Genomic DNA, 18,837 nt, shown 5'->3' with positions numbered 1-18,837 from the left:
GCGGATGAGGCGATGAAGCGGTTCTCGTCGCTTTCCTGCGAAAAGCGGATCAGGCGCCCGCGCAGTTCGGACGCGATCAGCTGGTCCATGGGCAGGACCACGTCACGCACGGTGGCCAGCTGGTCCTGGGTCAGCAGGCGCTGGGTCGACCCCGGCGTGCCCGAGACGAACACCGCCTCGCCCGGCGTCGGCGCGTCGGCGTTCCAGGTGAAGTGGGTCTCGGTCGCGACCGGCCGGTCGTTCTCGTAGAGACGCAGGAAGGCCGCATCCAGGGCGAAGCGGGGGAAGCTGAAATTGTCCAGGTCGCCGCCGAAGGACGAGGCGCGCTCTTCCGGCGCGAAGGCCAGGCGCACGTCGGCGTATTTGCGGAAGGTGTAGAGCTTGAACTGGCCGCCGCGATACAGGCTGACCACCTGACAGCGCAGGTCGTCCCGGCCCTCGCAGGCCGCGCTCTCGATGGCGCCGGATTCGGCGTCGCGGGCGCGGGTGAAGGCCGAGCCGTCCAGCCCCTGCCCCGCCGCCTGCATGCGCTCCGTCACGTCGGAAATGTCGATCAGCACCTCGGCCTGCATGCCGGGGCAGCGACGCTCTTCTTCACGGCTGGCCGGGGTGAAGCCGGTCTCGGCGTACTGCACCTCGGGCGTCGAGATGTTCTGCACACAGGACGAGACGCAGTGATTGTTGGTCATCACCAGTCCCTCGCCCGACACGATGCCCGCCGAACAGCCGGTGGTCAGGCGCACCGACGACAGCCGCGCATGGTCCAGCCACGCCTGGTCGATGTCCGTCCCCAGCGCCGTGTTGGCGCGCTGGATCGGGAAGTTGTCATAGGTCCACATGCCCTCTTCGGCCGAAGCCGAAGACGCGGCGGCCAGGGCCAGGACGGCGGCGGAGGCGGTGAGGAACAGGCGCATGGTGGTCTCCTTCAGGCAGGGCCCCTCTCCCGATGGGAGAGGGCTGCGCGCAGCGGGATGCGAAGCAGACCGCTTCTTGAGCGCGCAGGGTGAGGGTCGGGCGAGTCCTTGCGGAACCACCGAACCCTCATCCCCCACGCAAGGACCTCCGCGCTGCGCGCTCCGGTGCGCGGGTCCCCCTTCTCCCACCGGGAGAAGGTTGGAGGCGCTTACTCCACGCCCAGTTCTTCCAGCAGGTGCGGCAGACGATAGACGTTCCGCAAGGCCTCGGTCACGGCGGCTGTGGAGACCGAGACCGTCCGGTTCAGCTCTCCGTCATAGCCGAACGCGCCGCCCAGCGAATGGATGTTGCCGTCGAAGGCCGCGCCGATCACCTCGCCCCGGGCGTTGATCACCGGCGAGCCTGAGTTGCCGCCGATGATGTCGTTGGTGGAGACGAAGTCGTAGACGGTCTCGTGGTTCACGCGACCCTCGGCCTCGGCCCAGCGCGACGCCAAGTTATAGGGCTCGGCGCCGGTGGCCCGCTCGTACAGGCCGCCGATGTAGGTCATGGGCGGAACGTCCACGCCGCGATAGCTCCAGCCCTCGACGGCGCCGTAGCTGAGCCGCAGGCTGAAGGTGGCGTCGGGATACTGGCTGTCGCCATAGACGGCGAAGCGGGCCTGGGCGATGCGCTCGGCCGCCTGGCCGGTGGGGGCCGACACGCGCTGCTCCCACTGGGCGCGGGGCTCGCGGCCCAGGCCTTCGGTGCGCAGGACGAACTGGATCATCGGATCGGTCGAAGCCTCCACCGCCGCCAGTCCGCCGTCGAACAGGGCGGTGCGCACGGCCGGATCGGTCAGGGTCGTGCCCGTGGCCAGCCGCTCGGCCAGGCCCTCGGGGCTTTCATTCCCCAGCAGGGTCTGGACCGCCGCATTGTCGGTGGTCAGGTATTCGCGGGTCTTGGACAGCCAGAAGCCCAGCAGCAGCTGATCCAGTTCGGAGGACACCGGCGTTCCGTCCGCCAGGCGGCGGCGCAGGTTGGTCAGGCCGGTTTCCGAGGCGTACTCCGGCAGGCGCTCGCCGGCCGGCTTGGCGCCTTCCCGGGCCGCGCGAACGATGGCGCGGGCGTAGCTGTAGAGGGTCGATCCGCCGCCCGCCGCCGATTCCAGCTGGCGATACGGCAGATACAGCTCCTCGACGGACGACTGCACCGTCTCAAGCTCGGTCCAGGGATCGCCGATGCGCTCGGCCAGGGCGGGGTCGGCGGCGACGGCGGCGCGAAGCTCGGCCTCCTGCTCGCGCTTGGTCCCCATGAAGTCCCCGTCGTTCAGGGCCAGCTGCTGGCCATAGAAGGCCTTGAAGCTGTTCTCCACGCCGAACAGGGTGTCCAGCGCCACGCGCTCCTGCTCCTCGCCGCGCTCGCCGAAGGCGATCAGACGGCCGCGCAGCTCCGAGCGCTGCAGCTGGCTGACGGGGATCTGCTGGTCGCGCAGGTTCTCCAGCTGGGCCACGGTCAGCAGACGCGAGGTCGAGCCCGGGTTGCCCGCCACGAACACCGGCTCGCCCTCGGTCGGCGGGGCGGGGTTCCAGGTCAGGTGGTTCGGGGTCTCGACGACCTGGCCGTTCTCGTAGAGGCGCAGGAAGGCCGCATCCAGGGCGTAGCGGGGATAGTTGAAATTGTCCGGGTCGCCGCCGAAGAAGGCCGCCTGGAACTCCGGCGCGAAGGCCAGACGGACGTCGGAATAGTTGCGGTACTCGTAGAGAGCGAAACGCCCGCCGCGATAGAAGCTGATGACCTGGCAGGTGCGGGTGTCGTCGTCGCCGCAGGCCTCTTCCTGAATGGCGCGGCTGACCGCGTTGCGGGCCTGGACGAAGGCGGCGCCCTCAAGGCCCGCACCCGCCGTCAGCACCTGATCGGTGACGTCGGTGATTTCGGTGAGGATCTGGGCCTGCACGCCGGGGCACTGGCGCTCCTGCTCGCGGGCGGCGGGCATCCAGCCGTTCTGGACATAGTCATTCTCGGCGTCCGACAGGTCCTGGACGCAGGACACCACGCAGTGGTGATTCGTCAGCACCAGCCCCTGGCCCGAGACCACCGAGGCCGAGCAGCCGCTGGACAGACGGACGGCCGCGCCGCGCACGCTGTCCAGCCACGCTGATCGATGTCGGTGCCGTATTTCGCGTTCACCGTGGCGGTGGGAAAATTGTCGAAGGTCCACATGCCTTCGTCGGCCTGGGCGGCGGACGAGGCGAAGGCGGCCAGCGCCAGGACGGCGGCCGAAACGGTGAGGCGAAGCGACATGGGTGAAGGCTCCCTGAGCGCGCCGATCAACCGCGGCGCTTGTGGGCGAACTGACTAGCAAGGCCGGGTCCGGCGCGCCAGCACTGAGGCCGACACCTTGATGTGAAAGGGAAAACGGCCCGTCTTTCCGACCCTTACCCCGATTTAACTTGGCCCGGCGAACGCTGGCCTTCAGACAGGGGGACAACGAAGGGGGTTCGATGTCACTCGCGCTTGCAACGCTGCTCTACGAATGGCGCCGCTACATGGCCGCGGTCATGGCGCTGGCCCTGTCCGGCCTGCTGGTGCTGGCCATGACCGGTGTGTTCATCGGCATCGGCAAGGGCTTCACGGCCGCCATTGAGCGCTCAAGCGCCGATGTCATCGTTCTGCCGCCCGGCGCCACGGCGCTGTTCAGCGGCCCGATGGGCATGCCGCGTCGGTACATCCCGCTGATCTACAATCACCCGGAAGTGGTTCAGGTCAGGCCGCTGGCCATGTCCGGCGGCATGTTCCAGAACATCCGCAACATCGACCCGACAATGTCCGCGGCTGACCGGGCGCGGCAGGGCGCTCCTCGCCAGCGCAACGTCATGGTCAACGTCATCGACACGGCGCCCGGTTCGGTGACCATACCTGTCGATTACTCCGATGAGCTGGTGGAGGCGCTGCGACAGCCCTTCACCGTCGCCGTCGATGAATCCGCCCTGCCGACCCTGGGCGTCCAGCTCGGAGACAGGGCGATCTACAACGGCCAGACCGTGACGGTGGTCGGTGTGATCCGCGGCTATCCGAACATGATGCAGCCCACCATCGTCACCTCGCGGGACACCCTGCGGATGATGGGGCAGACCAGCGATTCAAGCCCCAGGGTCGGGCCGTTGATGATCGCCATCGAGGATCCGGCGCGCGCCGAAATCGTGGCGGCTCAGATCAACGCAGCCAGCCGGGGGGCCTACCGCGCCTGGACCCGCGTCGAGCTGGCCGAGGCCAACGCCGGCGCCATGTTCGAGGAAGGCATACTGGTCATCATCATCGGCGGCTGCGTCGTTCTGGGGGCCATCATCGGCGTGGCCATCACCTGGCAGACCTTGCGCGGCGCCATCATGGCCAACATCAAGGAGTTCGCCTCTCTCAGAGCCCTGGGCGTCAGCATGGGGTCCCTGCGCCGGATCGTGCTCGAGCTCAGCTTCTGGGTGGGTCTGGTGGGTGTGGTCGCCGCCATCTTCCTGACCTGGCTGGTGTCGCTGCTGGCCAGCGCCAACGCCGTCATCATCGCCCTGCCCATCAGTCTTCTTCTGATCGTGGGCGGCGGACTGGTGATCATCGCCATGGTGTCGGGCCTTCTGTCGCTCGGCATCCTCAAGAACAGCCAGCCCGCGGATTTGCTGCGATGACCACCGCGACACATGGAAAGCACGGCGACTTCGCCATCGAGGCCAAGGGTCTGGTCAAACGCTTCAAGACCGGCCGCACCCACATCGAAGTGCTGAAGGGAGTCGATTTCGACGCCCGGCACGGCGACCTGACCATGGTCATGGGGCCCTCGGGATCCGGCAAGTCCACGCTGATCGCAGCCCTGTCCGGCCTGTTGAAGCCTGATGCGGGCCGGGTGGACGCGCTGGACGTGGATAACCTGTGGAAGCTCTCCTCCGGACGCATCGACAAATTCCGTCTGGATCACTGCGGCTTCATCTTCCAGGGCTTCAACCTTTTCCCGGCGCTGTCCGCGTTGCAGCAAGTCACGACGGTTCTCAAGTATCAGGGGCTCTCGGGCGATAATGCGCGTCGCCAGGCCACCGCCGCACTGGAAGAAGTCGGCCTGGGCCCGCGTCTGCACCAGCGCCCGTCGGCATTGTCCGGCGGCGAGAAGCAGCGTGTGGCCATCGCTCGCGCGCTCGCCAAAAACCCTCAGATCCTGTTCGCCGACGAACCCACCTCGGCGCTGGACGGCGAAAACGGACAGGTGGTGATCCGCCTGTTGCGCCGCGCCGCCACAGAGCACGGCGCCGCAGTGATCTGTGTCACCCACGACCCCCGGCTTGAAGCCTGGGCCGACCGTGTCATCCACATCGAAGACGGCCGCATTCTAGACGACCAGCGACGGACGCCCGAGGCGAACCCGATGCTGGCCTCGGCCCACTAAAGACCAGAAAAAGAGCAACCCATGTCCATCCCCGGTTTCCTGAAGAAAAAGCGCACCTGGATCGCTCTCGTGGTGGTCATCCTGCTGATCGGCGGCTTCCTGTTCATGCAGGGCCAGGGACAGCAGCGACAGGCTGAGCTGGAGGCCGCCACCGCCTCGGCGCCGGAAAGCCCTTACGCCGCCATCGCCAACGGTCGCGCGGACGTGGAAGGCGGCGTGATCCAGGTGGCTGCCCGACGCGGCGGCGTGGTTCGCGAGGTCTATGTCAACGAAGGTGACGAAGTCACGGCGGGACAGATCCTGGCTCGTCAGGAGGACGACGAACCTCGTCTGGCTGTGCAGCGCGCATCCGCCGAGGTCGCCCAGGCGCGCTCGCAGCTGGCCGCGATCGAGGTGGATCTGAACACCGCCCGGCGTGAATTCGAACGTATGAACCGTCTGGCCGACAGCAACTTCATCGCTGCGCAGCGCCTGGATCAGGCCCGCGACGCCATCGCCATGGCCGAGGCTCGGCTGAACAGCCAGCGCGCCTCCGTCCAGACAGCGCAGGCCCGGCTGAATGAGGCGCAGTACAATCTCGAACTCACCGCCATCCGTGCGCCCATGGCCGGCCGCATCGCCCGACGCTACGCCCAGCCGGGCGCGGGCGCCTCGACCCTGAACGTCTCCACCATGTTCGACCTGGAGCCCATGACCGACCGCATCGTGCGCGCCGAAATCGTGGAGGCGGACATCCCCAACATCACCATCGGGCAGCAGGTGGAGATCACCCCCGAGGGTGACCCCGACCAGGTTTACGTGGGTGAAGTGTTGCGCCGCGCCGGCCTGTTCGGCGCCCGCCGCCTGCAGTCGGATGATCCGTCCCAGCGCGCCGACGAGCGGGTGGTTGAGGTCGTGGTCTCGGCCAACGAAGCCCCCTTCCTGATCGGCCAGCGGGTGCTTGTGAAGTTCATGAAGCCGGGCCAGACCGCCGGCGCCGAGCGCGAAGTCAGTGTCGGGGTCGGGCCGGATCAGGCGATGCGTACGCCGTAAAGGGGCTTCAGCGGCCGGTGAAATCCGCCGGCCGCTTGTCCAGCACCGCCGACACGCCTTCGATATGGTCGTCGGTCAGGTGGGCCAGGGCCTGCATGGCCGCCGACATCTCCAGCATCTGATCGAAATTCATGTCGCGCCCCTGCCGCAGGAGGCTCTTGGCCATGCGCAGGGCCTGGGGCGCGTGGGCGGCCACCTGCTCCGCCGTCGCCATCGCCTCGTCCATCAGGTCGTCATGGGCGACGACGCGATTGACCAGACCCCATCGCTCCGCGGTCTCCGCATCGATGGAGCGGGCCGTGAACAGCATCTCGGCGGCGCGCGCATAGCCGACGTTGCGCGGCAGCAGCCATGACCCGCCGTCGCCGGGAATGATGCCGAGCTTGAGGAACGGCACGCCGAAGCTGGCGCGGTCGGAGGCGATGCGGATGTCGGCCAGTCCGGCGATGTCGCAGCCCAGCCCCATGGCCGGGCCGTTCACAGCCGCGACCAGCGGAACCTCCAGTGCGTACAGCGACCGCACGATGCGGTGGACCACCCGGCGATATCGCTCGCGGATCTCGGCGCCGGACCCCTCGAACAGATCGCGGCGGTCCTTCATGGCCCTGAGGTCGCCGCCCGCCGAGAACGCCCTGCCCGCTCCCGTGATGACGGCGCAGCGCACGGATGGATCGGCGTTGATTCCCTCACAGACGGCGGCGAAGGCGTCGCCGTCCTCAAGGTCCGGCAGGGCGTTCAGCCGCTCGGGCCGGTTCAGGGTCAGGATGTGGACGGCGCCGCGTCGCTCCGCCGAGATCAGTGCGCTGGTCATGTCTCGTCCATAGAAAAACCCCGGCCCTGGGGGACCGGGGTCCTGTTTGATCAGATTGAGCAGATTACTGAGGGGGGGCGAAACCGTTGGACTGGTCGACCGTGATCACGCCCTGCATGCTTTCCAGCCGCTGGCGGTCCGCCTCAGCGCGGTCTTCCATCTCGCCGCGCGTAGAGCAGACCCGGCGAGCGATGCCCGATCCCGTCACCGGTCGACGCTCGCAAACGCGCTCGTTGCGACGGTCCGCGCGGGTCTGTGCCGCTTCGGCCTCAACCTCGGGCGTGGCCGGTTGGGCGTCGGTCTGGAGCTCGGGCTGGGCCTGAAGAGTCAGGGCCATGGCCGCAGCGGAGAGCAGGCTGATCATCATGACATCATCCAATCATTCGCGTCGAACAGTGTGTGATGACAAGTGTGCACCGCAAAACGCGCTCATGGCAAGCGGCACGGTTGCACCGCCTACGGTCGTCTCCGCAGTTTCAGGGTGTTGGACAGCTTCTCCAGAGGCCGGCGGCGAAGCCGGTTGGAGGGCACGGTCCGGGTGTTGAAGGCCGTGCCGCCCACAAGGGCGAACTGCATGACGGCGTTCTGGAGGTTGAAGTGCTTATCGTTCATTGTGGGCGTCTCCTTTCGAGAACGATGAAAGAAGACGCGGCGCGCCGGTTGGGGATTTCACCTTCTTGGTCGTGTCGCGTCAGGACCAATGTCGGAATTCAACGCCCCGAATTCAAGTCGCCCGCCTCGCCCGGTCGCCACGCCCTGCATCCAGGTCTGCACCGTGGATGGACGTTCGGGCCTGTGCCTGGGATGCCTGCGCACGCTCGGCGAGATCGGCGGCTGGTCGAAGCTGACCGATGAGGAGCGGGCCCGGATCATGGCCGACTTGCCTTCGCGCAAGGATCGCCTGGATCCCGCCCTCAGATTCTGAATTCGTTCACCACGCCGTTTCACCGGACGCCAAGGGCTTTGGGTCATGGTGGCTGCATGGCGCGTTTCGATTTCCAGTCCGGCGTGATGTTCGCCCTGGCCCTGACGGCCGCGGGCGTGCTCGGCTACGGCGTCAGCCATCTGGGCGACGCCGGCCGGGCCCAGGCCGCGCCCGTCCTGATGAGCGCATCCGCGCCCTCCGCAAGGGCGACCGGTCAAGCGGCCCAGATCATCCGCGCCGCCGACGGCCACTACTGGGCCGAAGCCGACATCAACGGGCGTGCGGTGCGTGTGCTGGTGGACACCGGCGCCAGCGTCGTGGCCCTGACCCGCGACGACGCGCTGCGGCTTGGCTTCATGCTGGAATCCGAGGACTTCGACCACACGGTGGTCACCGCCAACGGCGAGGGCCGCGCGGCGCGCATCGAACTGGCCCATGTGGCGGTGGCCGGCGCGCGCGTCGAGCGGGTTCAGGCCCTGGTGGTCGAGCGGGGCCTGCCCGCGTCCCTGCTGGGCATGAGCTATCTGGGCCGGCTGTCCCGCATCGAGGCCACGCCCCACGGCCTGACGCTGCGTCCCTGAACCCTGAGTGACTCGCAGCCTTGATCGGGTGATGATGTGTCATGCGCTCGGCACTGATCTTTCTGATGATCTGCGGTTTCTGGCAGTCCCCCACACAGGCTCAGGAGTGGGCGGTCGCAACCCGTGACGGCGGACGCCTGGCGCCCCAGGGCTACAGAACCGTTCACGAAATCGCCGCCTGGCTGACAGCGCAAGGCGATGCCTTTCCTCGCCACGAACTCGTGGTGGAGGGGTGCGAACCCAATGTCGTCACCGATCCGCACCTGAGCAGAACGGAACTGGTGGCCTCGGAGCTGTTCCTGGCCGGGGTCGGTCCCGGCCGTGTCATCGTGGAGCTTAACCCTGCGGGTTGTGGGGACAGTGTCGCCGTATGGTCCCGTCGAGCCCCGCCGCGCCTGAGTCACTTCGACATGCCGAGGCTGCATTTCGAGAGCGGTTCAACGGAGATTACCGCCCTGCATCGCTGGTGGTTGCGGCGGACGCGCTTTCATATCACGCCCGAAACGCGCGTGCTGGTCGATGGGCATACGGACACCGTGGGACCTGATGGGCTCAATCAGGCTTTGAGCGAACAGAGGGCTCAGGCCGTGGCCGACCAGCTCATATTCATGGGTGTGTCCGAAAACATGATCACCGTGCGCGGATCGGCCGACCGTCTGCTGGCCCGGCCGTCAACGGGTCCCGAGATGCTCAATCGACGCGTAAGCGTTCACCTCAGGCGTCCTCGATCGGACGGGTCATACACGCCTTGGTGATCAGAGGGCCTTCACGACCACCGAGATCGCCGTGGCCAGCAGATAGACCGCGAACGCCTTCTTCAGCACGCGCCGGTTCAGACGGTGCGCCAGGCGCGCGCCGATGGGCGCCGTCAGGGCGGTCAGCAGCCCCATGATCGCGGCGGCCGGAATATTGACGTAGCCCAGCGACAGGGGCGGCCGTCCCTCCGCGCCCCAGCCGAACACCGCGAAACCCAGCGCCGCCGCCGCGCCGATGGCCAGTCCGAAGCCCGAGGCGGTGGCCACGGCCTGATGGATCGGTCGTCCGCACAGCACCATGGTCATGCCGCCCAGGCTGCCGCCGCCCACGCCCATCATGGCCGACAGCCCGCCGATCAGCGTGCCCACGCCGCGCCGACCCCAGCCGGTGGGCAGGTCAGGCCTCAAGGTGATCCGCTCAGGCAACAGTCCCATCTGCGCCGCCACCAGCAACAGACAGGCGCCATAGACGATGGCCAGCCCCCCCATGGAGGTCACCCCCGCGATGGCGGCTCCGATCAGGCCGCCCAGCGCCACCCACGGCGTCCAGGTGCGCAGCACCGTCTCGTCCACAGCGCCGTGCGCCCTGTGCGTTGCCAGCGACTTCCAGGACGTGGCGACGATGGTCAGCAGCGAGGTGCCGATGGCCACATGCAGATTGCTCTCGCCGCCCACGCCCAGCACCGAGAAGGCGTAGAACAGGGCGGGCACCAGCACGGTGCCGCCGCCGACGCCGAACAGCCCGCCGATCACCCCCGCCACGGCTCCGGCCCCCGCCAGGCGACCGCCATCAGCAGCAGGTCGGCGACCGGAAGGCCGTTCACGCCGCCTCTTCCTCGCGGGCGTCCCGCTTGGCCTCGGCCTCGCGCACCGCCTCGACGGCCTGATCCACAACCTCCAGCCCGGCGCCCGGGCGGATCGACTCCACCGTCAGGATGCGGCGGAAGGTGCGCGCACCCGGCCGCCCGTGCATCAGGCCCAGCATGTGCCGGGCCATGTGGGGCAGATGCACCCCCTCCTCCAGCCGCGCGGCCATATAGGGCCGGTACCGCGCGATGGCCTCGAACGGGTCCACGTCCGGCGTATCCGCCCCGAACAGCCGCCGGTCGGCTTGTCCCAGCAGCGCCGGCTCGTGATAGGCCGCCCGGCCCAGCATGACGCCGTCCAGCGCAACGCCATGCTCGTCCGGCGCCAGATGGGCCTCGGCCGCGTCCAGATCGGGAACACCGCCGTTGATGACGACGGTCAGATGCGGCCGCTCGCGCTTCAGGCGCCGCACCAGGGCGTAATCCAGCGGCGGCACGTCGCGGTTCTCCTTGGGCGACAGCCCCTTCAGCCAGGCCTTGCGGGCATGGACGATGAAGGTTGTGACGCCCACGGCCGCGCTGGCGTCCACGGTGGCGAACAGGCTGTCGACCGGGTCCTGATCGTCCACGCCGATGCGGCACTTCACGGTCGCCGGAACGGTCACGGCCCCGCGAATCGCCGCCATGCAGTCGGCGACCAGCTCCGGTTCACGCATCAGGCAGGCGCCGAAGCGGCCCGACTGCACCCGGTCCGACGGGCAGCCGACATTCAGATTGATCTCGTCATAGCCGAAGTCCTGGCCGATCCGCGCGGCCTCGGCCAGTTGATCCGGCTCGGACCCGCCCAGTTGCAGGGCCACGGGATGCTCGACCGGATCGAAGCCCAGCAGGCGGTCGCGGTCGCCATGGATCACCGCCGGCGCCGTGACCATTTCCGTATAGAGCAGGGCATGCCGGCTCAGGACGCGGTGCAGCGCCCGGCAGTGCCGGTCGGTCCAGTCCATCATCGGCGCGACGGAAAATCGGTGGGCGGGCGGCGTCACTTTGTTGAGGCGATCCTGGGGCGCTGGTGTGCGGAAGACCCTTACATAAAGGGAAACGTGGCCGTTTTCATGCCGCCTCGAGCCCGATTGCCGCCTTAGTTGCATGGCCGTGCAAGACCGGGGTATCCTTTGGTCCTCCCACCTTCCCCTTGATTCAACTCCACATTCGCACGGGAAGTCGTGAACCTTTGTTCGCGTGTGACGGTTCTGATCGGACCGAGTGGACAATTCGAAGGACAATCCATGCGTCTCAAGCTCATCGCCGCCGTTTCCTCCGCCGCCCTTATCGCCGGCGCCGCCACGGCTCAGGAAGCCGACATGCAGGCGGGCGCCCAGGCCGAAGCGCAGGCTCCGGCCGCGACTGGCGAACCGACTGACGCCGAACTGGCCGCTTTCGCCGGCGCCATGGGGCAGCTGCAGACGATCGCCCAGCAGGTCCAGGGCGGTCAGCCGACCCCCGAGCAGCAGGCTGAAATGGCCGCCGTTGTCGAAGGCTCGGGCCTGGAGATCGACCGCTTCAACGCCATCTCGCAAGCCGTCTCGACGGACCCGGTGCTGCAGGCCCGCGTGGCTGTCGCCGCTACGCCCCCTTCGCCCGAAGGCTCCGTCGCCGCGAGCGTGACCGACGCCGAAGCCGGTCAGTTCGCCGCCGCCATGACGGCCGTGCAGCCCATCGCCCAGTCCCTGAACGGCGCGGCCCCCACCGCCGAGCAGCAGGCTGAGATGGCCGCCGCCATCGAAGGCTCCGGCCTGACGCTGGATCGCTTCAACGAGATCTCCGGCGCCATCGGCCAGGACCAGCACCTTCAGGCCCGCGTGGGTCTGGCGGCCGCTCAGTCCAGCCAGTAATCGCGGCGACACCGTGATCGAAATGAACGGCGCTCCTTTTGGGGCGCCGTTTTTCTTTGCGGGTCAGGCGTCCTCGTCCTCCAGCACGTCGGCGGTCTCCTCGCTGAGCGGCCTGGCCTCGCGCTTGGGCGGCACATAGGGTGCGGGCTGGGGCGTCACCACATTGCCGCGCATGAGGGACCGGCCCGCCGTCAGGCCGCCGGTGATCTGGGCCTCGAAGCGCTGCTCGTCGCGACGGCGCACATCGTCCAGGGTTTCCGCCACCCCTTGGTCGTCCAGGCCCATGTCCGCCAACACCTGCCCGCCGAACTTCAGGGCGGATTCGAAGGTCTCGCGCAACTCATAGTCCACGCCCGCCTTGACCAGCCGCAGCGAATGGCCCCGGTCGAAGGCGCGGACGTACAGGCGCGTCAGGGGGAACTCCGCCTTCACCAGTTCGACGATGTGATCAGCGACCTCGGGCTTGTCCACGCACACCAGAACCGCCTCGGCGGTCCCAGCCCCCGACGCATGCAGCACGTCCAGCCGCGCCCCGTCGCCATAGTAGACCTTGAAGCCGAAATTGCCCGCCGCCTGGATCATCTCCACGTCGTTCTCGATGATCGACACGTCCACGTCGCGGGCCAGCAGCGGCTGGCTGACCACCTGGGCGAAACGGCCGAAGCCGATGATCAGCACCCGACCGTGCAGGTCGTCGGCCCGATCCACGCCGTCCGCGCCGTCGGGCGACAGGCCCTTCTCTTCCGGCAGGAAGAACCGGGTGATGATCAGGGTGACCACCGGCGTCAGGGCCATGGACAGGATCACCACCGCCGTCATCACCGCGCTGGTGCGTCCGTCGAACACCCCGGCCGTCAGGGCGGCGGCATACAGCACGAAGGCGAACTCGCCCCCTTGAGCGAACAGGGCCGCCCGCTCTAGCGCCTCGCGGTGCCTGGCCTTGAACACCCGCGCCACGGCATAGATCGCGATGCCCTTTACGGCCATGAAGGCGACCACCGCCCCCGCGATCAGGATCCAGTCCGACGCCACAACGGCCAGGTCCAGCGCCATGCCGACGCTGAGGAAGAACAGGCCCAGCAGGATGCCCCGGAACGGCTCGATGTCCGCCTCCAGCTGATGGCGGAAGGTGGAGTCCGACAGCAGCACCCCGGCCAGGAAAGCGCCCATGGCCATGGACAGCCCGCCCACCTGCATGAACAGGGCGGCGCCCAGCACCACCAGAAGGGCTGCGGCGGTCATCACCTCGCGCGCGCCGCTGTTGGCCAGGATGCGGAACAGCGGGTTCAGCAGATAGCGCCCCGCCCCCACCAGGGCCGCGATGGCCAGAAGCCCGATCAGCACCGCCTGCCACAGCGGTCGCGTCGCCTCGCCGGAATCGGTGCCCATGGCCGCGCCCATGAAGACCACCAGCGCAAGCAGCGGCACGATGGCCAGATCCTCCAGCAGCAGGATCGAGACCGCCCTTTGTCCCTGTGGCTCCATCCGCTCGCCGCGTTCGTCCAGCATCTGCATGATGACGGCGGTGGACGACAGCACGAAACCGCACGCGCCGATCAGGGCCACGGCGGGCGTGAAGCCGAGGGCTATGCCGACCCCGGTCAGCAGCAGGGCGCAGGCCGCCACCTGGGCCGCACCGAGGCCGAAGATTTCGCGCCTGAGGCTCCACAACCGTGATGGCCGCATCTCAAGGCCGATGATGAACAGCAGCATCACCACGCCCAGCTCGGCCACGTGCAGGATGGTCATGGGGTCATCGAAAAGACCCAGGCCGAACGGCCCGATCAGAAGCCCGGCGGCCAGATACCCCAGCACCGAACCCAGCCCCAGTTTTCGGAAGAGGGGCGCCGCCACCACCGCCGCGCCCAACAGGACCACCGCGTGGCCCAGCTCCATTCCCGTCGATGCGTCGGCCATTGGATCCCCTTTCAACCCGGGCAATATAGGCACGAAAGGTCGCAGCACGAGCCTTCCCGCGCCTGTTTCCAGACCTCGGAATGCAGCGGTGTCGCCTTCGCCCGGCAGAAAGAGCGATTCAGGCTCATTTCAAACGCTGGCTAAAACGGTCGCTCCAACGGCGGCGTGCTCTACCGCGCTCTTCCACCACGGCGACGCTCAAGCTCCATGCCTGTGTCGCCATGCCGGCTTCCTCCCCGGAACACTGCCGGCGCACGCCTTGAGGACATTTGATGCCCAACACGCCAGCCATCTGGCTTGACCCCATAACCGTCAAAACCACCCTCGCCCATACGCGAGAGATCGTACTGAACAAGGGCGACACATTGATCAGTCGGACCGCCATGGACCGTCCGCCGGGCCGGCCGGGGATCGGTCGAAGCCTGTCATGACCTTCATCGAACTGACCCACGAGGATGGGCATCGCATCATCCTGAGCATGGATGAAATCGCGCAGATTGCGCCTCTTGGAGGCGATGAACAGCGGGGCTGCGCCGTGACCTTCAAGCGCCGGGGGACAGAAGCGACGTCTCGCCACATTCGGGTGAGAGAGCGCCTTTCCACGCTTTCAGCTTCACTTCGGCCGATGCGGCCCCGGACCCGCGCCCAAATCGGGCTGAGCTGGACATTTCAGTTGCCGGAACCTCGGCAAAGCATCGCGGACACCCCGACCCAGGCAGTTCAGCCTCCAACCCATCTTCATCCGGTCCCGCGCTCCCGATTTTCCGCACAAAGCACGACCCTCGACGCGGCCAATCGCTCATAGCGGTCAGATTTCATCTGGATATTCCGCCACAGTTTCGACCAATCTTGACTGGCCTCATGAAGGTCACAGGGGTTCGGGAGCTGTCGATGTTGGGTTCAAGGAAGTTGAAGGTCGGGGTCTGCATGGCCGCCAGCCTGGGTCTGGTCACCCCTGTGGGGGCGCAATCGCCATCGGGCGGATCGGCCTATGCGCCTGGCGACGGCGCGCCGACCCGCGCGGCCTGCGCGGCGCTGGGCTTCGAAATCTACAAGGAGCCGGTGAACGTCTATTCCCGGTTTCCGGCGCCGCCCACCCGGCCGATGAGCTCCAGCCTTCATTATGGAGCGCCGCCGCCGCCCGCGTCGCCGCCTCCGCCTCCGCCTCCGCCGCCGCCGCCGCCTCCCCCGCCGCCCGTCGGCGCACCTTCGCCTCAGGTCAGCCCGGCCGCGCCTCAGCCAATCGTCGTCACAGGCACACGCATCGCGCCTGGCCCGGTGACCGCCGGGGCGCCCGAATCCTATCCCCAGGCCACGCCCAATGCGGTGCGCCGGACGATGGACGAGCCGGTCTCGACCTTCTCCATCGACGTGGACACGGCCAGCTATTCCAATGTGCGGCGCTTCATCAATGACGGCATGTCTCCGCCCGTCGACGCCGTGCGCGTCGAGGAGATGATCAACTATTTCGACTACGGCTACGGACAGCCCGAAAGCGCTGACGAGCCCTTCGCGGTCACCACCACCGTGGTGGACTCGCCCTGGGCCGAGGGCCGCCGGATCGTCCATGTGGGCCTTCAGGGCTATGAGTTGCCCGAAGATCAGCGTCGGCCGCTGAACCTGACCTTCCTGGTCGATGTGTCCGGGTCCATGAACAGTCCAGACAAGCTGGAACTGGCCCAGCGGACCATGAACCTGATCATCGACCGGCTGCGGCCCCAGGATACGGTCGCCGTGACCTATTACGCCGAGGGCGCGGGCACGACGCTGCAGTCCACCCCCGGCACGGACAAGCTGCGCATCCGTTGCGCGGTGGAGAGCCTGCGTGCCTATGGCGGCACCGCCGGCGCCACCGGCATGACCAACGCCTACGACCAGGCGCGGGTGAACTACGCCGAGGACCGGGTGAACCGCATCCTCATGTTCACCGACGGCGACTTCAACGTGGGCGTCACCGACAACCGCTCCATCGAGGAGTATGTGTCGCTGCAACGGGACAGCGGCATCTATCTGTCGGTCTACGGCTTCGGGCGCGGCAACTACCAGGACGCCCGCATGCAGACCATCTCGCAGGCCGGGAACGGCACGGCGGCCTATGTGGACAGCCTGAACGAGGCGCGGCGGCTGTTCGGTCCCGCCTTCGACAGGGGCGCCTTCCCCATCGCCGACGACGTGAAGATCCAGGTGGAGTTCAACCCCGCCCATGTCGCGGAATGGCGGCTGATCGGCTACGAGACGCGCCTGCTGGACGAGGCCGACTTCAACAATGACGCGGTCGACGCGGGCGAGGTCGGCTCGGGCGCCTCGGTGACGGCGCTGTACGAGATCACGCCCGTGGGCGGTCCGACCCAGCTGTCGGAGCGTCGCTATGACACCCGCCAGGCGCCGCCCGCCACGTCGGACGAACTAGCCTTCGTCCAGGTGCGCTACAAGCTGCCGGGCGAGGACGAGTCCGTGCTGATGCAGACGCCCGTGTCCGGCCCCGCCTCGGCTTCCGCGCCGGAAAGCACCCGTTGGGCCCTGGCCGTCGCCGCCTTCGGCCAGCGCCTGCGCCGCGATCCGTGGCTGGGCGCCGATTATGGCTGGGATCAGGTGCTGGACCTGGCCCAGGGCGCGCGCGGCGACGACCCCTATGGCGAGCGGGCCGCCTTCGTTCAGATGATCCGGGCGGCGTCCGAACTGCCGCCCCGCGACAGGCCCTGACGATCAGGCGTCGAGGGGCGGGCCGTGCCGGTTCGCCCCCTCCTCGCCCTTCATCCACCCCAGTTCGACCGCGGCCCAGATGATGACGATCAGTCCCGCGGCGCCGACCAGGCTGTCCGGATACGGCCAGATGAAGTTGAAGCCGATCAGCACGCCCGCCGCCCACCAGCCGCTGCGCCCCCGGTCATGCAGCCGTTTGGCCAGCACGCACACCGCCGCATAGACCCAGGCCGGATAGAAGACCCAGCCCACCGGCACATGCCACCACTGGCCCACGGCGAACCACTGGAACAGGGCCAGCACCGCGACCAGAACGACCACGCCGACAACGAACGGCCGCCGGTCGATCCGCCCTTTCGGGGACAGGAACAGCGCTGCCGTAAAGGGCGCTTTGGATGCAACGTCCGTGCGCGTCATCCCGCCGGTGCGCGATAATTTTCGATCTTGGCGTTCGCCGGTGGACCATAGGCGTTTGGCTCCCGCCGGCCCGGCAGGAATCCGAGCGTGACAAGGAAGAACAGCCAGAAGACGAAGAACACCAACCCCAGCAGGGCGACCACTGTCGATTCCGCAGACTCCAGGGGGACGCCCCGCATGTCCATTCCGGCGGACCACAGATTGAGCACCACGGACGAAACATAGAAAAGCACGAACCACTTGCCGCTGGCGCCGCGATCATGCGCCCGGCGCACGCCGACGGCGAGGATGGGCCAAAGGAACAGCAGGGTGACGACCAGGCCGAAGGTTAACTGGGCCCATCCCCTGGTTTCCGCAGAGAGCCCTGACAGCACCGCACTGAGGATCATGCCCGCGAACATGCTGAACAACATCAGCACGACCGTCAGACCGAAGCAGATCAGCCAGAACTCCAGACGGTTCGCCCGTCCCTTGAAGGAAAAGATGTCCATTCGCCCCTCCCCGGCCATTGGAAGGTCAGCCTAGCCGACGGACGGAGGCTGACAAACCTATTCGAACTCCACCAGCACGTCGTCGGCGGCCACGCTGTCGCCGGCGGCGGCGCTGACGGTCTTGACCGTGCCGTCGTGCTCGGCGCGCAGGATGTTCTGCATCTTCATGGCCTCGATCACGGCCACCGCCTCGCCGGACTGCACCGCCTGGCCCGGCTTCACATTGATGGAGACCACCAGGCCCGGCATGGGCGACTGGATCAGCTTGGAGGTGTCGGCCGCCTCCTTCTCCGGCAGGCGGGCGTAGAGGTCGGCGATGTGGGGCGCCAGCACCCGCACCCGCGCCTTCGAGGCCCGCCAGCGGATGTCGAAACCGTCCGGCGCGCGCTTCACCTCGGCGGTGAAGGGCCGGCCCTCGGCGGCGCCGTCGGCGAGCACCGCCTTGAATTGGGCCAGGCCGGGACGCCAGTCGATATCGGTCAGGGTCAGGGTGTGATCCCCGTCCAGATCGATGACCAGACTCTCGTCATCGTCATAGCCCACCATGATCCCCTGGCGTTCGCCGCCGATCAGGACGGCCCATTCGAACCGGTCCGAAGGATCGCCCGACTGTTCGGCGAGGATCTCGTTCATGGCCGCCGCCGCCGCGATCATCACATCCCGCCCGAAGCCCGCCACCGGCAGGCCGTCGAAGCCGTCCGGGAACTCGTCCTTGATGTAGCTGGTGGACAGCACGCCCGAGCGGAACCGCTCCTGCTCCATCACCGCCGCCAGGAAGGGGACGTTGTGGCCGACGCCTTCCAGATGGGTGTCCTCCAGCGCCCGGCCCATGCCGTCGATGGCGCCCTCGCGGGTCGGGGCCCAGGCGCACAGCTTGGCGATCATGGGATCGTAGAACATGCTGATCTCGTCGCCCTCGCGGACGCCGGAATCGTTGCGCACCACATAGCCGTCCTGCTCGCCCTCGGCGGGCTGGTCGTAGCGCACCAGCCGCCCGATGGACGGCAGGAAGCCGCGATAGGGATCCTCGGCGTAGATGCGGCTCTCGATGGCCCAGCCGTCGATCTTCAGATCCTTCTGGGTCAGGTTCAGCTCTTCGCCCCAGGCCGAGCGGATCATCTGCTCCACCAGATCGACCCCGGTGATCAGCTCCGTCACCGGATGCTCCACCTGCAGGCGGGTGT

Annotated in this window: 21 protein-coding genes; 9 read left to right on the top strand and 12 right to left on the bottom strand. The window is 67.7% G+C overall.

The features are described 5' to 3' along the window. From MBEBAB_RS12030 to MBEBAB_RS18445, 3 genes are all read right to left on the bottom strand, one after another. Positions 1–914 (bottom strand): S46 family peptidase (locus MBEBAB_RS12030; RefSeq protein ID WP_045319295.1); only part of this gene is annotated, 914 nt, incomplete at its 3' end. 209 nt (positions 915–1,123) lie between these two features. Further along, the gene (locus tag MBEBAB_RS12025; RefSeq protein ID WP_306302032.1) at positions 1,124–3,037 is read right to left on the bottom strand and encodes a S46 family peptidase; all 1,914 of its coding nucleotides are present in this window, start codon (positions 3,035–3,037) and stop codon (positions 1,124–1,126) included. Continuing rightward, on the bottom strand, positions 2,965–3,198 hold the full coding sequence (locus tag MBEBAB_RS18445; RefSeq protein ID WP_306302031.1) for a hypothetical protein: 234 nt from the start codon (positions 3,196–3,198) through the stop codon (positions 2,965–2,967). Before MBEBAB_RS18445 ends, MBEBAB_RS12025 begins: the two co-directional genes overlap by 73 nt. Before the next feature lie 200 nt (positions 3,199–3,398). Here MBEBAB_RS18445 and MBEBAB_RS12020 point away from each other — a divergent pair, with 200 nt between their 5' ends. The 3 genes from MBEBAB_RS12020 to MBEBAB_RS12010 are packed head-to-tail and all read left to right on the top strand — an operon-like array spanning position 3,399 to position 6,355. Then, complete coding sequence (locus MBEBAB_RS12020) at positions 3,399–4,574, top strand: ABC transporter permease (protein ID WP_021698270.1); 1,176 nt, start codon at positions 3,399–3,401, stop codon at positions 4,572–4,574. Beyond that, positions 4,571–5,323, top strand: a complete 753-nt coding sequence (locus MBEBAB_RS12015) for an ABC transporter ATP-binding protein (protein WP_021698269.1) — start codon at positions 4,571–4,573, stop codon at positions 5,321–5,323. The genes MBEBAB_RS12020 and MBEBAB_RS12015 overlap by 4 nt, the downstream gene beginning before the upstream one ends. Positions 5,324–5,350: 27 nt before the next feature. Continuing rightward, complete coding sequence (locus MBEBAB_RS12010) at positions 5,351–6,355, top strand: HlyD family secretion protein (protein WP_045319300.1); 1,005 nt, start codon at positions 5,351–5,353, stop codon at positions 6,353–6,355. A gap of 7 nt (positions 6,356–6,362) precedes the next feature. Here the strand turns inward: MBEBAB_RS12010 and MBEBAB_RS12005 are convergent, their stop codons facing one another. The 3 genes from MBEBAB_RS12005 to MBEBAB_RS16575 form a co-directional block, all read right to left on the bottom strand. Further along, a complete protein-coding gene (locus tag MBEBAB_RS12005; protein WP_021698267.1) occupies positions 6,363–7,166 on the bottom strand; it encodes a crotonase/enoyl-CoA hydratase family protein in 804 nt (267 codons plus the stop codon). 64 nt (positions 7,167–7,230) lie between these two features. Further along, complete coding sequence (locus MBEBAB_RS12000; RefSeq protein ID WP_021698266.1) at positions 7,231–7,533, bottom strand: hypothetical protein; 303 nt, start codon at positions 7,531–7,533, stop codon at positions 7,231–7,233. A gap of 89 nt (positions 7,534–7,622) precedes the next feature. Then, positions 7,623–7,778 carry a hypothetical protein gene (locus tag MBEBAB_RS16575; protein ID WP_021698265.1) on the bottom strand — a complete coding sequence of 52 codons (156 nt, stop codon included), beginning with the start codon at positions 7,776–7,778 and terminating at the stop codon, positions 7,623–7,625. Positions 7,779–7,866: 88 nt separating this feature from the next. Here MBEBAB_RS16575 and MBEBAB_RS11995 point away from each other — a divergent pair, with 88 nt between their 5' ends. The 3 genes from MBEBAB_RS11995 to MBEBAB_RS17720 are packed head-to-tail and all read left to right on the top strand — an operon-like array spanning position 7,867 to position 9,427. Continuing rightward, positions 7,867–8,091, top strand: coding sequence for a DUF1289 domain-containing protein (locus MBEBAB_RS11995; RefSeq protein WP_021698264.1), 225 nt, complete (start codon positions 7,867–7,869; stop codon positions 8,089–8,091). Between the two features lie 56 nt (positions 8,092–8,147). After that, positions 8,148–8,672: a TIGR02281 family clan AA aspartic protease gene (locus tag MBEBAB_RS11990; RefSeq protein WP_021698263.1), complete on the top strand. Its 525-nt coding sequence runs from the start codon at positions 8,148–8,150 to the stop codon at positions 8,670–8,672. A 41-nt stretch (positions 8,673–8,713) separates the two neighbouring features. Further along, positions 8,714–9,427, top strand: coding sequence for an OmpA family protein (locus MBEBAB_RS17720; RefSeq protein ID WP_021698262.1), 714 nt, complete (start codon positions 8,714–8,716; stop codon positions 9,425–9,427). Here the strand turns inward: MBEBAB_RS17720 and MBEBAB_RS11980 are convergent, their stop codons facing one another. Continuing rightward, positions 9,428–10,189, bottom strand: coding sequence for a sulfite exporter TauE/SafE family protein (locus tag MBEBAB_RS11980; RefSeq protein WP_242397164.1), 762 nt, complete (start codon positions 10,187–10,189; stop codon positions 9,428–9,430). A 58-nt stretch (positions 10,190–10,247) separates the two neighbouring features. After that, positions 10,248–11,276: a tRNA dihydrouridine(20/20a) synthase DusA gene (gene dusA / locus MBEBAB_RS11975; RefSeq protein ID WP_021698260.1), complete on the bottom strand. Its 1,029-nt coding sequence runs from the start codon at positions 11,274–11,276 to the stop codon at positions 10,248–10,250. 243 nt (positions 11,277–11,519) lie between these two features. On the opposite strand from dusA, the gene MBEBAB_RS11970 reads away from it, so the two are divergent. Further along, positions 11,520–12,125 (top strand): DUF4168 domain-containing protein, encoded by a 606-nt coding sequence (locus MBEBAB_RS11970; RefSeq protein ID WP_045319293.1) that lies wholly within the window; start codon positions 11,520–11,522, stop codon positions 12,123–12,125. A gap of 63 nt (positions 12,126–12,188) precedes the next feature. Here MBEBAB_RS11970 and MBEBAB_RS11965 read toward each other — a convergent pair whose 3' ends face one another. Next, positions 12,189–14,042: a monovalent cation:proton antiporter-2 (CPA2) family protein gene (locus MBEBAB_RS11965; RefSeq protein ID WP_045319292.1), complete on the bottom strand. Its 1,854-nt coding sequence runs from the start codon at positions 14,040–14,042 to the stop codon at positions 12,189–12,191. Between the two features lie 427 nt (positions 14,043–14,469). On the opposite strand from MBEBAB_RS11965, the gene MBEBAB_RS16290 reads away from it, so the two are divergent. Continuing rightward, positions 14,470–14,847 (top strand): hypothetical protein, encoded by a 378-nt coding sequence (locus MBEBAB_RS16290; protein ID WP_148291536.1) that lies wholly within the window; start codon positions 14,470–14,472, stop codon positions 14,845–14,847. A gap of 122 nt (positions 14,848–14,969) precedes the next feature. Further along, positions 14,970–16,745: a vWA domain-containing protein gene (locus MBEBAB_RS11960; RefSeq protein WP_021698257.1), complete on the top strand. Its 1,776-nt coding sequence runs from the start codon at positions 14,970–14,972 to the stop codon at positions 16,743–16,745. Between the two features lie 3 nt (positions 16,746–16,748). On the opposite strand, the gene MBEBAB_RS11955 is transcribed toward MBEBAB_RS11960, so the two are convergent. From MBEBAB_RS11955 to MBEBAB_RS11945, 3 genes are all read right to left on the bottom strand, one after another. Then, on the bottom strand, positions 16,749–17,162 hold the full coding sequence (locus MBEBAB_RS11955) for a DUF805 domain-containing protein (RefSeq protein ID WP_045319291.1): 414 nt from the start codon (positions 17,160–17,162) through the stop codon (positions 16,749–16,751). Further along, on the bottom strand, positions 17,159–17,653 hold the full coding sequence (locus tag MBEBAB_RS15260; protein ID WP_021698255.1) for a DUF805 domain-containing protein: 495 nt from the start codon (positions 17,651–17,653) through the stop codon (positions 17,159–17,161). The genes MBEBAB_RS11955 and MBEBAB_RS15260 overlap by 4 nt, the downstream gene beginning before the upstream one ends. Positions 17,654–17,710: 57 nt before the next feature. Continuing rightward, the coding region (locus MBEBAB_RS11945) for a biotin/lipoyl-containing protein (RefSeq protein ID WP_045319290.1) at positions 17,711–18,837 on the bottom strand (1,127 nt) is incomplete at its 5' end.

The organism is Brevundimonas abyssalis TAR-001, from assembly GCF_000466985.1.
GTDB lineage: Bacteria > Pseudomonadota > Alphaproteobacteria > Caulobacterales > Caulobacteraceae > Brevundimonas > Brevundimonas abyssalis.
Note: the sequence above shows the minus strand (reverse complement) of the source record. Positions and strands in the feature narration are given on the sequence as shown.

What these genes read in the sequence shown, in the direction of transcription:
- MBEBAB_RS11960 (WP_021698257.1), top strand. Translation starts at nt 14,970, where the DNA reads ATGGCCGCCAGCCTGGGTCTGGTCACCCCTGTGGGGGCGCAATCGCCA.
- MBEBAB_RS11955 (WP_045319291.1), bottom strand. Translation starts at nt 17,162, where the DNA reads ATGACGCGCACGGACGTTGCATCCAAAGCGCCCTTTACGGCAGCGCTG.
- MBEBAB_RS11965 (WP_045319292.1), bottom strand. Translation starts at nt 14,042, where the DNA reads ATGGCCGACGCATCGACGGGAATGGAGCTGGGCCACGCGGTGGTCCTG.
- MBEBAB_RS15260 (WP_021698255.1), bottom strand. Translation starts at nt 17,653, where the DNA reads ATGGACATCTTTTCCTTCAAGGGACGGGCGAACCGTCTGGAGTTCTGG.
- MBEBAB_RS11995 (WP_021698264.1), top strand. Translation starts at nt 7,867, where the DNA reads ATGTCGGAATTCAACGCCCCGAATTCAAGTCGCCCGCCTCGCCCGGTC.
- MBEBAB_RS11990 (WP_021698263.1), top strand. Translation starts at nt 8,148, where the DNA reads ATGGCGCGTTTCGATTTCCAGTCCGGCGTGATGTTCGCCCTGGCCCTG.
- MBEBAB_RS12015 (WP_021698269.1), top strand. Translation starts at nt 4,571, where the DNA reads ATGACCACCGCGACACATGGAAAGCACGGCGACTTCGCCATCGAGGCC.
- MBEBAB_RS18445 (WP_306302031.1), bottom strand. Translation starts at nt 3,198, where the DNA reads ATGTCGCTTCGCCTCACCGTTTCGGCCGCCGTCCTGGCGCTGGCCGCC.
- MBEBAB_RS16290 (WP_148291536.1), top strand. Translation starts at nt 14,470, where the DNA reads ATGACCTTCATCGAACTGACCCACGAGGATGGGCATCGCATCATCCTG.
- MBEBAB_RS12000 (WP_021698266.1), bottom strand. Translation starts at nt 7,533, where the DNA reads ATGATGATCAGCCTGCTCTCCGCTGCGGCCATGGCCCTGACTCTTCAG.
- MBEBAB_RS17720 (WP_021698262.1), top strand. Translation starts at nt 8,714, where the DNA reads ATGCGCTCGGCACTGATCTTTCTGATGATCTGCGGTTTCTGGCAGTCC.
- MBEBAB_RS12020 (WP_021698270.1), top strand. Translation starts at nt 3,399, where the DNA reads ATGTCACTCGCGCTTGCAACGCTGCTCTACGAATGGCGCCGCTACATG.
- MBEBAB_RS16575 (WP_021698265.1), bottom strand. Translation starts at nt 7,778, where the DNA reads ATGAACGATAAGCACTTCAACCTCCAGAACGCCGTCATGCAGTTCGCC.
- MBEBAB_RS12005 (WP_021698267.1), bottom strand. Translation starts at nt 7,166, where the DNA reads ATGACCAGCGCACTGATCTCGGCGGAGCGACGCGGCGCCGTCCACATC.
- MBEBAB_RS11970 (WP_045319293.1), top strand. Translation starts at nt 11,520, where the DNA reads ATGCGTCTCAAGCTCATCGCCGCCGTTTCCTCCGCCGCCCTTATCGCC.